Below are 12,700 nucleotides of genomic sequence, written 5' to 3' on the forward strand. Positions count from 1 at the left end.
ACACTGTGCTGATGCCGGAGACAATCGCCGAGGTGAACGGCATCGAGCTGTGTCACGAGACGTTCGGTTCGCCGGACGGCAGGCCGCTGTTGATGATCATGGGCCTGGCCTCGCAGATGATCTGGTGGGACGACGAATTCTGCGAGCACCTCGCGGCCGAGGGTTTCTTCGTCATCCGCTACGACAACAGGGACGCCGGCCGGTCCAGCCGGATGACCGGACGGGTGAGCCTGCCGCTGGCGTACACCCTGCGCACGGCGCCGTACTCCCTGGCGGACATGGCGGGCGACGCCGCCGGATTGCTGACCGAACTCGGCATCGGGAGTGCGCACGTCGTGGGCGCGTCGATGGGTGGGATGGTCGCGCAGACGCTGGCCATCGAGTACCCGTCGCGGGTGCGCTCGCTGACGTCGATCATGTCGACCACCGGCAACCGGTTCGTCGGACGGCCGAGCGCCAAGGCGATGACGATGCTGCTTTCGGCGCCCCCTCGCGGCCGCGAGGAGTACGTCGATTCCCTGGTGCGCACGTTCCGTGTCATCGGCTCGCCGGGTTACCCCTTCGACGAGGCCCGGATGCGTGAACGCGCGGAACGGTCCTTCGATCGCGGCGTCGATCCCGGCGGGTCCGCCCGGCAGCTGGCGGCGATCCTGTCCGGTCGGGACCGCTTCCGCGCGTTGCGGAAGGTCGAAGTGCCCGCCCTCGTCGTGCACGGCGCGAAGGATCCGCTTGTGCACGTGTCCGGCGGCCGGGCGACGGCCCGCGCGCTGCGGGAGTCCGAATTGGACGTCGTCCCCGGGATGGGGCACGACCTCCCGCGCGCGATCTGGCCGCGGCTGGTGCGTGGTCTGATCCGGACGACGGAGCGCGCCGACGTCAAGACCCGGCGAGCGTGATCGAGCCCAGATGCGAGAAATGCGCCGCCACCCGTGATCCAGGGTGCAGCTCGACGGCGTCGGTCATCCCGCCGGTGAGCACGATCCAGCCCGGCTCCAGCGCGAGCCCACGGGCTCCCAGGGCGTTGGCCGCCAGCGCCAAGGCTTCCGCCGGGTGCCCCTGCACGGCGGCACCGGTGGCGGTGTCGACGATGGCACCATCGACCTCCAGGAGCGCCGCCTCCAGCGAAAGGTCCACTGTGGACGGATCGACGCCGATGGGACCCAACGTGAAGTACGCGGAGAAACCGTTGTCCGCCACGGCGTCCGGCAGTTCGAAGCGGTAGTCGCGATACCGGCTGTCGATGATCTCGATGCCACCGTGGACCCGGTCGACCGCCGCCATCGCGGTCGCCGCCGTCACGCCGGGGCCCGCGAGCCGTTTGCCCAGCACGAAAACCAGCTCGGGCTCCGCGCGCGGGTGGATCAACGACGGCACCGGGACGCCGGCGGGCAAGACCATCGCGTCGGTCAGCCACGCGAGCAACGGCGTGTCGACACCCATGCTTCGCTGCATCGCCCGCGAGGTCATCCCCAACTTGACACCGACGACGGTCTCGCCGCGCGCCCGCCGAAGCCGCAGCGCCTCGGCCTGGATCGCGTACGCCGTTTCGACGTCCAAATCGGGCCACTCGTCTGTCAGCGGCTCGCGCTCTTCACCGGACAGCAGCGCTTCCGCGGCCTCCCTCACGTCAAGGCTCACGGCCGCTCCTCCCCGGAGAACTTCGCGGTGACACTGCCGAGGCCCGCCATCGTCGCGACGACGGTGTCGCCAGGGCTCACCGGGATCGCGCGCGTCATCGAACCCGGCAGCACGACGTGCCCCGGTTCGAGCGCGACACCGAGCGGCCCGACCGTGTTCGCGAGCCACACCAGCGCGTTCACCGGCGAGCCGAGTACCGCGCCACCGGCTCCGGTGGCCGCGATCTCGCCGTTCTGGTGCAGGACGCAGCCCACCAGCCGCAGGTCGATGTCGCCGATCGCGGTCGGCCTGCTGCCGAGGACGACCCCACCGGAGGACGCGTTGTCCGCGATGGTGTCGACGATGCTGATCCTCCAGTCCTGGATGCGGGAGTCGACGATCTCCAGCGCTGGCACCACGAAGTCCACCGCCCGCAGCGCGTCCGCCACCGTGACTCCGGGACCGCGCAGCCGCGAACCGAGTACGAACGCGATCTCCGGTTCGATCTTCGGCTGCAGGAAACCGCCGATCGGGATCGGCTGGTGTTCGAGGTGGAACATCGAGCCGGTCAGATGACCGTAGTCGGGCTGGTCGACGCCCATCTGCCGCTGCATGGCGGCGGACGCGAGGCCGACCTTGTGCCCGCGCACGCCGTCGCCGCGTTCGGCCCAGTGGCGGACGACCCGCTGCTGGATGCGGTACGCGTCCTCGAGGGTCGCGGCCGGATACGTTTCGATCAGGGGTGCGATCGGCTTGCCGGTCTCGTACGCGCTGAGCAGCGCGGCCGCGGCCTCCTGCAGCGTGCTGGCGTCCATGGGCTCCTTCCGACAGCCGAACTCTGCCCCCTCGCTGTGGCCCGCACAAGGTGCCCGTTCCACTGGCCGGTACGACGAGATTAGGCCGAAAGGGTCTCGCACGACCCCGATCTTCACCTAGCCTGCTCCCATGTCCGATTGGTCGCTGTCACGGGCGAAGACCAGGATCGACCGCCGCGAGGAGCTCGACGAGCTCACCGCGCGCATCCGGTACGAGGTACGCGTGCACCTCAACGAGCCCACCGTGCACAACGCCTACGACGAGCTGACCGACATCTTCGCGATCGGGCACGCGGAGTGTTCGGCGCTGCTCAAGCACCGCCGCGTCCTCCCGTTGTGGGAGCGGCTGCTGCTCAGGCGCTACACCCGCCGCCTCTACGGCAAGGCGATCTCGGCGACCGTCGGCGATCTCCCCGCCGACGCGGGCCCGGCGCCGGCGACCGCTTTCGGCCCGGAGATCGCGTCACTGACCCCGGATTCCGGCGACACCGGCGCGAAGTACGACATGCAGGGCCGCGGCCTGGTCAACGTCTTCCGGATCGCCGCCGGAAGACACGGCGAGAGCTGGCCGGACCGCCACGACGTCGCGACGACGTCCGCGCGCAGCGTCCTGACCTGTTCCGCGGTCTTCCTGCGGCGCCGCGCCTGGCACGTCGTCTGGCCGGTGTACCGCGTGCGCGGCCTGCGGCTCTGGAAACTCTAGGAATTCCCGCCCGCCCCGCGTGGTTGAACCCGGTATGACCGATCGCGCCACCGAGATCCTCGCCGGATCGAAGACGATCGCCGTCGTAGGGCTGAGCCGCGATCCGGCCAAGGCCTCGCACGGGGTCGCCGCCGTACTGCAGGAACACGGGTTCCGGATCATCCCCGTCCATCCTTCGGCCGACGAGCTGCTGGGCGAAAAGGTCTACCGCTCGCTCACCGACATCCCGGAGCCCGTCGACCTCGTCGACGTCTTCCGCCCGTCCGCGGACACCCCGCCGATCGCCGAACAGGCCGTCGCGATCGGGGCGAAGGCGCTCTGGCTCCAGCAGGGCATCGTGTCCGCCGAGGCCCGCCGGATCGCCGAAGAAGGCGGCTTGGACTACGTCGAAGACCGCTGCACCGCGGTCGTCCGAGCGGTCGCGAACCTCTCAGTCCGTTAGAAACACACTCCAGGCCGAACCCTCGCCGCGTTTTTCCGGCGAGGGTTCTTTCATATCCGTGAATAGAAAAATGGACCCTGAACTCATACACCCAATCGGAACCGCCGAACGGATTGGTCCAAACCGGTGATCTTGACCGCAAGGCCACGAGCTGGGAAAACTTGTCCGGTCGACAGTTCGTTAAGAAACCTTCCCAACGTTGGATCGAGCTGTTAACGTCCGAATCCGCTTAGCGGAAACAGGTGCCGATCATCGGTACCCCGGTCCAACGGAGGGCGAAGTGGGCACACCACGCGGCCTGGATTCCAGTGGCACACTCGAGCGCGGACTAGCGGTTCTCGAGCACGTCGGCCAGAACCAGGAGATTTCCACCAACGCGATCGCCAGGCAACTGGGTCTCTCCCGGAGCGCCGCCTACCGCATCGTCGGCACCCTCAAGAACCTCGAATACCTCGAAGCCGATCGCGCCACCGGCCGCGTGCGGCTCGGCACCCGGCTGGTCGAACTCGGCGCCCGCGCGATGGCGGCGACCGATCTCCACCGGTGCGCGCCGCGCTATCTGGCGTCGCTCGCCGAGCGGAGCGGAGAGACGACGTACCTCGCCGTGCCGGACAACGACACGATGGTCTACGTCGCCACCGAACGCAGCGCCAACGCCGTCACCCTCGCTTGCCGCCTCGGCACTCGGCGTCCGCAGCACGCGACGTCGCTGGGCAAGGCGTGGCTGGCGGCGCTGCCCGAACAGGACCGCGTCGAACGCATCCGCCGGATGAAACTCGACAGTCTCACGCTCAAGACGATCAACGACCCCGCCCGGCTGCTCGACGACCTGGCCAGGACGAGCCGTCGCGGCTGGGCCGTGGACGAGATCGAGAACGAACCGGACGTCGGCTGCGTGGCCGCCGCCGTCCGCGACCACACCGGACGGCCGATCGCCGCGATCAGCATCGCGGGCCCCGCGGGCCGGGTGCTCCGCCGCACCGACGAACTGGGCGCGACAGTGGCCGGAACCGCCGCCGCACTGTCGCTCCGGCTGGGTTACGTCCGCGCGCAAAGGGGCTGAAGTGGGCTGGATCCAGGACTACCAGCCGGCGGGCGGGCTGTGGCTGTCCGCCGCGCTCGCCGCACTCCCGATCATCGTGCTGCTGGTGACACTGGGCGTCCTGCGCCGATCGGCGCGGCTCTCGGCCGCGCTCGCGCTGATCACCGCGCTGCTGGTCGCGGTACTGCTGTACCGCATGCCCGCCGGGCTCGCCTTCGACTCCGCGGCCATGGGGCTGGTGTTCGGGGTGTGGTCGGTGGCCTGGATCGCTTTCCACGCCGTGTACTTCCACAACGTCACCGTCGCGACCGGACGGTTCGACGACATCAAGGCGGTCCTCGCCGGGTTCAGCGAGGACCGCCGCCTCCAGGCGCTGCTGATCGCGTTCGGCTTCGGCGCGCTGCTGGAAGGGATCGCGGGCGGCGGCTCGCCGATCGCGATCACCGCGGCGATGATGGCCGCGCTCGGTTTCCCGCCGGTGAAGGCGGTCGTGCTCGCGTTGCTGGCGAACACCGCGCCGGTCGCGTTCGGCGGCCTCGGCAACCCGCTCATCGTGCTGGGCAGGCTGACCGCGCCGATCCTCGGTATGAAACAGGACCAGGCGACGGATCTGTTCTCGTCGATGGTCGGTCGCCAGCTCCCGTTGCTCGCGTTGATCGTCCCCGGTTTCCTGATCGTGGTCCTCGCGGGCTGGAAACGGATGATCGAGGTCTGGCCCGCGGTGCTGACGGCGGGCCTGTCGTTCGCGGTCATGCAGTTCGTCACCTCGAACTTCATCAGCCCGAGCCTCGTGGACGTCGTCGCCGCGCTGGCCGCGATGGCCTCGCTATGGATCCTCACGCGCTTCTGGCAACCGCCGGCGGTTTGGCGTTTCGACGGCGAAGAACCGGTGAAGGCCGGGGCGAGTCTCGGCGCGGCGAAGGCCGAACGCGGCGCGCTGTACGCGTGGGCGCCGTACGTCGTCCTGATCGCGGCGATCTTCCTTTCCCGGATCGGCACGATCTTCAAGAACCTGCCCGAATGGCTGGACCTGACGAAGCTGCTGCACAAGGCCGACTGGGTGTTCGCGTGGCCGGGGCTGCACAAGGAGGTCGTCCAGCACGCGCCGATCACGCCCAAGGACTCCCCGTACGCGGCGACGCTGACCGTCGATTTCCTTTACTCTCCCGGAACCGTGGCCCTGATCGCGGCGATCGTCGCGGGTTTCGCGATGGGCGCGAAACCGGGTCTGCTGCTGGCCACCTACCGGCGGACGCTGCACCAGATGCGGTGGGCGCTGGCGACGATCTTCATGATCCTCGCGATCGCGTTCGTCATGAACTATTCGGGTGCGACGCAGACCCTCGGCCTCGCGCTCGCGACCACCGGCGTGCTGTTCCCGTTGTTCTCCGCCTACATCGGCTGGCTCGGCGTCTTCCTCACCGGCTCGGACGCGTCGACGAACAGTCTCTTCGGGCCGATGCAGGTGATCTCGGCGCAGCAACTGCACGTCGACCCGATCCTCGCCGGCGCCACGAACACCTCCGGCGGCGTGATGGGCAAGATGATCTCGCCCCAGAACCTGTCCATCGGCGCCACCGCGATCGGGCAGAGCGGGCAGGAAGGCGCGCTGCTGCGGCAGACGTTCCTGTGGTCGGTCGTCCTGACCGCCGTGGTCGGGGTGATCTCACTGCTCCAGGCGACCGTGCTGAGCTTCATGATCCCGAGCCCGTGAGCCGGATCAGGCCCGCCTCGGTCGCCCGGAAACCACAGGCGTCGAAGTAGAACGAACGCAGCCCCGGCACGAAGTCGACGTGCAGCCCAGGAAGGCGTGGTCCCCACCGTCCCAGGCGACGTTCACGAAACCGACCAGTTTCCCGGCGGGATCCCGGGCGGTGACCCAGCCGAGACTGTGCCGCCGGATGCCGTTCCACCAGCCGGGCACGGGCTCGCCGCCGTGCGAACGGACGAGATCGGACATCTCGTCGTCGGTGACCGGGTCACGCCAGCGGAAGGAGAAGTCGGTCATCCCGCCAGCATCGGCGAAATGATCATTTCGCGCCAACCATTTGAAGATCTCCGAGAATGTCCACAATGGTCATCTGATCTTTACCGGCGACTGGTCTGGATGGATGAACGGAAGGTTCGTTCACCGGAATGGGAACTACCGTTGTCCACATGCCCATGACGCTGATCAAAGGTACGTTCCAGCTTGTCGGAGCCTCACCGGACGGCGATTCGGTGCGGTTCTATCCCGACGATCCCCAAGCGACCAAGAAGGCGGGCCTGAAAGTCCGGCTGAATTCGCGGGGCGGGATGCAGTTGCGGCTCGACGCGATCGACGCGCTCGAAACGCATTACCAGGCCAGGGGAACCGGCGGGATGTGGCATCAGCCCGCGGAATTCGCCGACGCCGCCTCGGCGAACCTGCTGAAGGTCCTCGGCTTCAAAACGGTCCAACGCGACGACCGGGGAAGGGTCACTTCCTCGACCCCGATCAAGGTACCGGGTCACATACTGACGCGATTCGCCGACAAATACGGACGAGCGGTCGCGTTCGCCTTTCCCGGGCAACAGCCGGGAAGGTCGGCCGACCTTTCCAAGGTCCATCTCGACGTCAAAACGCTGAAGAACTCCGCGAACTACCGGCAGGTCGCGGACGGACTCGTCTACCCGACGTTCTATTCCCTGCTTTACCCCGATCTCCGTGACGCCTTGGCCGAGGCCGCCGTCAAAGCGCGCCAGGACGGACTCGGGCTGTGGCCGGACGACGTCACGAACTCCGGGTTCAAGCTCTCGTCGCGACGGCAACTGGCCGACGAACTGGTGATCCTGCCGAAACTGTTCCGCAGGCTCGTCGACTACCTCGCGCTCGACGAGAGCGGCGGCGTCTCGCTGACCGGCTTCTCCGACTTCCTCGATTCCCGCAACGACCGGCTGTTCACCGTCCCGGACGGGCACGCCACGGAATTCGAGACGCTGGTGAGCGTGAAGCGGCAGACCGTGAACCTGACGATCGAACCGGAACGGATCGTCTTCATCGAGGCCTGACCGGCCCCGGTGTGGGCAAAAAGACCGTACCTCCGTCCCCCTCCACCGTGCTCATCTGAAAGGTGGGAGAGGGAGCCGATGCGAGTACACGGTTCGCGGCGGTCGGAGGAGACCGGCGGGCGGATGGAGACAGCTTCGAAGCTTGTCGACGCCATCCGCGTCTTGGTCGTGCGCTACTGCCGGGCGCGGATCGGACGACGTTCGGGCACCTACGAAACCGCCGACGCGGTGGCGAAGGACAGCTGTCTCGAGATCCTCGCCGGGGCGGCCCAAGCGCCCGCGCTCATCACTTTCGCCTACGACGTCACGCGTGGTTTGGTCGACGACTTCCACCGGACCGCCGCCGAACTGCCGAATCCGCTTTCGGGGCTGCCGGGGCAGCAGCGCGAGATCATGGTGCTGCGGTCGCTCGTCGGGCTTTCCACCGACGACACCGCGCTGGCGCTCGGCTGCTCCGTGCAGGCGGTCCGGCTGGGCCAGCACCGCGCCCTGACCGCGCTGCGCCCCACCCCGGCCTGACCCGGGTCAGGGGGTGCACTCGGCGGCGCGGTTCAGCAGGAGGGTGCGTTCGCGGTCGTTCCCGGTCATCTCCGCGGCACGCTCGAACTCGGCGCGGGCCTCGTCGAGGCGGCCGAGCTTCGCCAGGAAGTCGCCGCGCACGCTCGGCAGCAGGTGGTACGACTTCAGCGCGGGCTCCGAAGTCAGCTTGTCGACGACCTCGAGCCCCGCCTCCGGCCCGACGGCCATCGACAGCGCCACCGCGCGGTTCAGTTCGATCACCGGGGACGGGTTCAGCGTCCCGAGGCCCTCGTACAGGACGGCGATGCGTCCCCAGTCGGTCTCCTCGCCCGTTCGCGCCCGCGCGTGGCAGGCGGCGATGGCGGCTTGCGCGGCGTAGACGCCGAAAGCGCCGCCGGTGAGCGACTCGGCGAGGTCCAGTGCGGCGAGGCCACGGCCGATCAGGAGCCGGTTCCATTTCGTCCGGTCCTGGTCCAGCAGCAGCACGGGTTCACCGTTCGGCCCGACCCGCGCGGCGGATCGCGAGACCTGGATCTCCATCAGCGCGACGAGCCCGTGCACCTCGGGTTCCTTCGGCATCAGCCCGGCCAGGATCCGGCCGAGCCGCAGCGCCTCCTCGCACAACGCCGGCCGCATCCAGTCCTCGCCCGCCGTCGCCGAGTAGCCCTCGTTGAAGATCAGGTAGATGACTTCGAGCACCGAAGACAGGCGCGCGACCCTGTCCGCCCCCTCGGGCACCTCGAACGGCACCTTGGCGTCGCCGAGCGTCTTCTTCGCACGGACGATCCGCTGCGCGATGGCGGTTTCCTTGGCGAGGAACGCCCGCGCGATCTCGTGCGTCTGCAGCCCGCCGATCATCTTCAGCGTCAGGGCCACTCGCGCCTCGGTGGAAAGCACCGGGTGGCAGGCGGTGAACACCAGCCGCAGCAGATCGTCCTCGATGTGGTCGTCGAGGCCCGCGGTGAAGTCGGGTTCCTCCTCGAACTCCTGCTCGCGGCCGATCTCGCCGAGTTTCCGGTCGTACCGCTCGTTGCGCCGGAAGGTGTCGACGGCACGACGTTTGGCCGTGGTCATGAGCCAGGCGCCCGGATTCCTCGGGACGCCCGACTCAGGCCACTGCTCGAGCGCGGCGACCAGCGCGTCCTGCGCCAGTTCCTCCGCGAGGCCGACGTCGCGCGTCATCCGCGCGAGACCCGCGATGAGGCGGGCCGATTCGATCCGCCACACCGCGTCGATCGCCGAACGGGGGTCTGCTGTAGCCGTCACGCCGACCAATCAACATCGTCCGCGCGACGACCGCAACCACTAGTTCGCCTCGGCCTGCTCCCGCAGCTTCTTCTCGTGCTCGACGATCTCGGGGGTGGCGTGGTCGAAGTCCTCCATCTCGGCGATCTGGCGGATCTCGATCTCACCCTCGCGGAACGGAGCGCGCTTCATCCATTCGACGACCTCGGCCCTGTCCTTGACCTGCAGGATCCAGAAACCGGCGATGAGCTCCTTGCTCTCGGCGAACGGCCCGTCGACGACCCTGGCCTCGGTGTCGCCGGAGTACTGGATGCGGAAACCCTGGGCGCTCGGGAGCAGTCCTTCACCCGCGAGCATGACGCCGGCCTTCACCAGCTCCTCGTTGAACTTCCCCATCTCCTGCAGTTCCTCAGCGCTCGGCTGGGCGCCGGCCACGTCGGTCTTCTCGTCGCTCTTCACGATCACCATGAACCGCATCTCAGGTCTCCGTTCCCGGCGGGGGCTCGTCCCCTGCCTCACCAACGCGTCGATCGGGCACCCCAGGTTTCGACACGGTCCCCGAACTTTTTTCCGCGAGTATTCGAGCAGGCGGAAAACCGCAGGTCAACCACCCGTGAGAGAATCTTCCCCCGTGTCCGCTCTCCCCGAAAACCTCCGCTCCGCCCTCGATGAGGAGCTGGGCCGATACCCCCAGCACAGGTTGACGCAGTCCGTCGAGCGGCTCAGCGCGCGGTACCGGGAGAACAACCCGGCCACGGCGCCGATCCTGTCCTCCGAAGCCGACATCGCGGCGTACGCGGGCTACCGGATGCCCGCCACCTACGCGGCCGTGCACGCCGTCCTCGCCGAAGCCGCCCTCCGCGCTCCCGGGTTCACCCCGCGCACGCAGGTCGACATCGGCGGCGGCACCGGTGCCGCGATCTGGGCGGCGGCCGACGTGTGGCCGTCGCTGGAGGAGAGCACCGTCGTCGAGCAGGTCCCCGGCGCGATCGCGCTGGGGCGGCGGCTCGCGGGGAGCGCCGACGGCAAGGCCGTCCGCGGCTCGACCTGGCAACGCGGCCTGATCGACCCGGCCGCGCCCGCGCCGGACGCCGATCTGGTGACCCTCTCCTACGTCCTCGGCGAGCTCCCCGAAGCCCGCCGGGCCGACGTCGTCCGCTGGCTGTCGGCCAAGGCCGGGATGCTGGTGCTGATCGAGCCCGGCACCCCCGCGGGCTACGAACGGATCGTCGAGGCGCGGGATCAGCTCGTCGAACTCGGGCTCTCCCTCGTCGCGCCCTGCCCGCACGAAGGCGCCTGCCCGATCCCGCGCGGCAAGGACTGGTGCCATTTCTCCGCCCGCCTCCCGCGCACCGGCCTGCACCGCCAGCTCAAGTCCGGGACGCTCGGCTTCGAGGACGAGAAGTTCTCGTACGTCGTCGCCTCACGCACGGCACCGGAACGGGCCGAGGGCCGGATCCTGCGGCATCCGGTCAAACGCAAGGGCATGGTCAGCCTCGCCCTGTGCACCGCATCCGGGCTCACCGAAACGATCGTCACCAAACGGCACGGCACCGCCTATCGCGCGGCCCGTGACGCCGAATGGGGAGACGGCTGGCCCGGTCAGTCCACAAGGGACTGACGGCCGCGGCGGGCCAGTTTGCCGATGGCGGTGAGCAGCGCGCCGAGCGCCGGATTGTCATTTCCCCGCCGCCACATCAGTTCGAGTTCCACCGGACGGCCGTCGATGCCGTCCACCGGACGGAGCACGACACCCTCGAACCGCAGCGCGGCAGCGGCGGCGGGCACCAGTGCGACGCCGAGATCCGCTTTGACCAGCACGAGCACCGTATGCACCTGACTGGGGTACTGCGTGTACGACGGCAGCACGCGCGCCGCGCGGAACACCGCCACGAGCAGATCGTGGAAGTACCGGCCCTCCGACGGCGAATACATGATGAACCGCTCGCCGTCGAAGTCGCGGATTTCGGGATTCTTTTTTCGCCGCGCCAAAGGATGCGCCGACGGCAGGGCGGCCAGCAGCGGCTCTCGCCACAGCGGCAGGGTCACGATGTCGCCGCCGATGACCGGCGGGCGGATCATGCCGAGGTCGAGCCCGTCCGCCAGCAGCTCCTCCACCTGCGCCGACGTCGTCATTTCGCGGAGCACCAGATCGACCCCGGGCACTTCGGCGGTGGCCGCGGCGAGAACGCGCTCGAGATACGAGTAGGCCGCGGTGGCGGTGAAGCCGAGAGTGACGACTCCGACCTCACCCCTTTTCGCCCGGCGGACGTACAGGGTCGCTTCTTGCGACGAACGCAGTATTTTCCTTGCCTCGGCGAGAAAAACCCGTCCGGCGGGTGTCAGCCGGACGGTGCGGTGCGTACGGTCGAAAAGTTCGACTCCCAGCTCCCGCTCCAGTAGCTGGATCCGCCTGCTCAACGGCGGCTGGGTCATCGAGAGCCGCTCCGCCGCCCGGCCGTAGTGCAGTTCCTCGGCCACCGCGACGAAACTCACGAGCTGCTCCAGGGAAAACACCCATCCATTTTAGGTATCGCCGGACGGCGGACAAGCGCCGAATCGGTATCGTTCAGCGCGGGAGTTCCACCGTGCGATCGATGATTCCGTTCGCCACGGCGAGAATTCTGACGTGGTTGGTCCGCGCGTAGGCGCGCAGTACGCCGAACGCCTCGTCCACCGAGATCCGGAGCCTTTCGGCGAGTACGCCTTTCGCCTGTTCGATGATCACGCGGCTGTTGAGCGCCGTCTGCAACTGCGCGGTGACTATTCCTGCCGCCGCACCAGACGGTGGTGCAGGATGCCGATCGTGGCGATGTCCGCGAGCGCCTGCCCCAGCCGTAATCCGGCGTCGCCGAGCAGCGCAGGCCGGGTGCCGAACAGGTTCAGCGCGCCGATCACCTCCTCGCGCAGCCGCATCGGCAAGGCGTACACGGAACGGAATCCCGAGGCTTCCGCCTCTCGCGTGAACTTCGGCCATCTTCCGCTCGCACGCACCAGATCCGGGCAGGCCACCGGTTCCGCGTGCTGGTAGCTGTCCAGGCACGGGCCCTCGGAATTCTGCAACTGGAACAATTCGAGCAGCCGGGTCTGTTCATCGGACGCGGCCACCATGGTGAGCGTGCCGTACTGATCGGCGAGCAACAGCCCGGCGGTGCAGACGTCGAGCAGTTCGACACACCGGACCGTGAGCAGATCGAGGAATTCGATGAGATCGAAATCATCGACGAGGGTGTCCGCCAGTTGCACGAAGGTTTCCCTCAGGACCGTCGCCGGGTCGTTCATCGTTC

Annotated in this window: 16 protein-coding genes; 8 read left to right on the forward strand and 8 right to left on the reverse strand. The window is 68.4% G+C overall.

Going from position 1 to position 12,700, the window contains the following annotated elements:
* Positions 1 to 11: 11 nt before the first annotated feature.
* A complete protein-coding gene (locus tag HDA45_RS17100) occupies positions 12 to 896 on the forward strand; it encodes an alpha/beta fold hydrolase (protein WP_184896494.1) in 885 nt (294 codons plus the stop codon).
* Here the strand turns inward: HDA45_RS17100 and HDA45_RS17105 are convergent.
* Both HDA45_RS17105 and HDA45_RS17110 read right to left on the reverse strand, forming a co-directional pair.
* Positions 877 to 1,638 carry a fumarylacetoacetate hydrolase family protein gene (locus HDA45_RS17105; protein ID WP_184896504.1) on the reverse strand — a complete coding sequence of 254 codons (762 nt, stop codon included), beginning with the start codon at positions 1,636 to 1,638 and terminating at the stop codon, positions 877 to 879. The genes HDA45_RS17100 and HDA45_RS17105 overlap by 20 nt on opposite strands.
* Positions 1,635 to 2,432: a 2-keto-4-pentenoate hydratase gene (locus HDA45_RS17110; protein ID WP_184896512.1), complete on the reverse strand. Its 798-nt coding sequence runs from the start codon at positions 2,430 to 2,432 to the stop codon at positions 1,635 to 1,637. Before HDA45_RS17110 ends, HDA45_RS17105 begins: the two co-directional genes overlap by 4 nt.
* A 130-nt stretch (positions 2,433 to 2,562) precedes the next feature.
* Between HDA45_RS17110 and HDA45_RS17115 the strand changes: the two genes are divergently transcribed.
* The 4 genes from HDA45_RS17115 (at position 2,563) to HDA45_RS17130 (ending at position 6,333) form a co-directional block, all read left to right on the forward strand.
* The gene (locus HDA45_RS17115; protein ID WP_184896514.1) at positions 2,563 to 3,135 is read left to right on the forward strand and encodes a hypothetical protein; all 573 of its coding nucleotides are present in this window, start codon (positions 2,563 to 2,565) and stop codon (positions 3,133 to 3,135) included.
* 34 nt (positions 3,136 to 3,169) lie between these two features.
* On the forward strand, positions 3,170 to 3,577 hold the full coding sequence (locus tag HDA45_RS17120) for a CoA-binding protein (protein ID WP_184896516.1): 408 nt from the start codon (positions 3,170 to 3,172) through the stop codon (positions 3,575 to 3,577).
* 280 nt (positions 3,578 to 3,857) lie between these two features.
* Positions 3,858 to 4,640: an IclR family transcriptional regulator domain-containing protein gene (locus HDA45_RS17125; RefSeq protein ID WP_184896518.1), complete on the forward strand. Its 783-nt coding sequence runs from the start codon at positions 3,858 to 3,860 to the stop codon at positions 4,638 to 4,640.
* 1 nt (position 4,641) lies between these two features.
* Positions 4,642 to 6,333: a lactate permease LctP family transporter gene (locus tag HDA45_RS17130; protein WP_184896520.1), complete on the forward strand. Its 1,692-nt coding sequence runs from the start codon at positions 4,642 to 4,644 to the stop codon at positions 6,331 to 6,333.
* A gap of 6 nt (positions 6,334 to 6,339) precedes the next feature.
* On the opposite strand, the gene HDA45_RS17135 is transcribed toward HDA45_RS17130, so the two are convergent.
* Entirely contained in the window at positions 6,340 to 6,627 is a 288-nt protein-coding gene (locus HDA45_RS17135) for a hypothetical protein (RefSeq protein ID WP_343072082.1), read from the reverse strand.
* 149 nt (positions 6,628 to 6,776) lie between these two features.
* Between HDA45_RS17135 and HDA45_RS17140 the strand changes: the two genes are divergently transcribed.
* Positions 6,777 to 7,649: a thermonuclease family protein gene (locus tag HDA45_RS17140; protein WP_184896522.1), complete on the forward strand. Its 873-nt coding sequence runs from the start codon at positions 6,777 to 6,779 to the stop codon at positions 7,647 to 7,649.
* Positions 7,650 to 7,772: 123 nt separating this feature from the next.
* Entirely contained in the window at positions 7,773 to 8,168 is a 396-nt protein-coding gene (locus HDA45_RS17145) for a sigma factor-like helix-turn-helix DNA-binding protein (protein ID WP_184896524.1), read from the forward strand.
* A gap of 6 nt (positions 8,169 to 8,174) precedes the next feature.
* On the opposite strand, the gene HDA45_RS17150 is transcribed toward HDA45_RS17145, so the two are convergent.
* Together HDA45_RS17150 and HDA45_RS17155 are read right to left on the reverse strand one after the other, a co-directional pair.
* Positions 8,175 to 9,443, reverse strand: a complete 1,269-nt coding sequence (locus HDA45_RS17150) for an RNA polymerase sigma factor (RefSeq protein WP_184896526.1) — start codon at positions 9,441 to 9,443, stop codon at positions 8,175 to 8,177.
* A gap of 30 nt (positions 9,444 to 9,473) precedes the next feature.
* A complete protein-coding gene (locus tag HDA45_RS17155; protein WP_184896527.1) occupies positions 9,474 to 9,890 on the reverse strand; it encodes a YciI family protein in 417 nt (138 codons plus the stop codon).
* A 154-nt stretch (positions 9,891 to 10,044) separates the two neighbouring features.
* On the opposite strand from HDA45_RS17155, the gene HDA45_RS17160 reads away from it, so the two are divergent.
* Positions 10,045 to 11,034: a small ribosomal subunit Rsm22 family protein gene (locus tag HDA45_RS17160; protein WP_343072083.1), complete on the forward strand. Its 990-nt coding sequence runs from the start codon at positions 10,045 to 10,047 to the stop codon at positions 11,032 to 11,034.
* On the opposite strand, the gene HDA45_RS17165 is transcribed toward HDA45_RS17160, so the two are convergent.
* Genes HDA45_RS17165 through HDA45_RS17170 form a run of 3 tightly spaced genes read right to left on the reverse strand, consistent with a single transcriptional unit; the run spans position 11,016 to position 12,695 of the window.
* Entirely contained in the window at positions 11,016 to 11,930 is a 915-nt protein-coding gene (locus HDA45_RS17165) for a LysR substrate-binding domain-containing protein (protein WP_184896531.1), read from the reverse strand. The genes HDA45_RS17160 and HDA45_RS17165 overlap by 19 nt on opposite strands.
* A gap of 52 nt (positions 11,931 to 11,982) precedes the next feature.
* Positions 11,983 to 12,165, reverse strand: a complete 183-nt coding sequence (locus HDA45_RS43055; protein WP_343072084.1) for an ANTAR domain-containing protein — start codon at positions 12,163 to 12,165, stop codon at positions 11,983 to 11,985.
* Between the two features lie 11 nt (positions 12,166 to 12,176).
* Positions 12,177 to 12,695, reverse strand: coding sequence for a GAF domain-containing protein (locus HDA45_RS17170; RefSeq protein ID WP_343072086.1), 519 nt, complete (start codon positions 12,693 to 12,695; stop codon positions 12,177 to 12,179).
* Positions 12,696 to 12,700 lie beyond the last annotated feature (5 nt).

This window comes from Amycolatopsis umgeniensis (genome assembly GCF_014205155.1).
GTDB classification, from domain to species: domain Bacteria; phylum Actinomycetota; class Actinomycetes; order Mycobacteriales; family Pseudonocardiaceae; genus Amycolatopsis; species Amycolatopsis umgeniensis.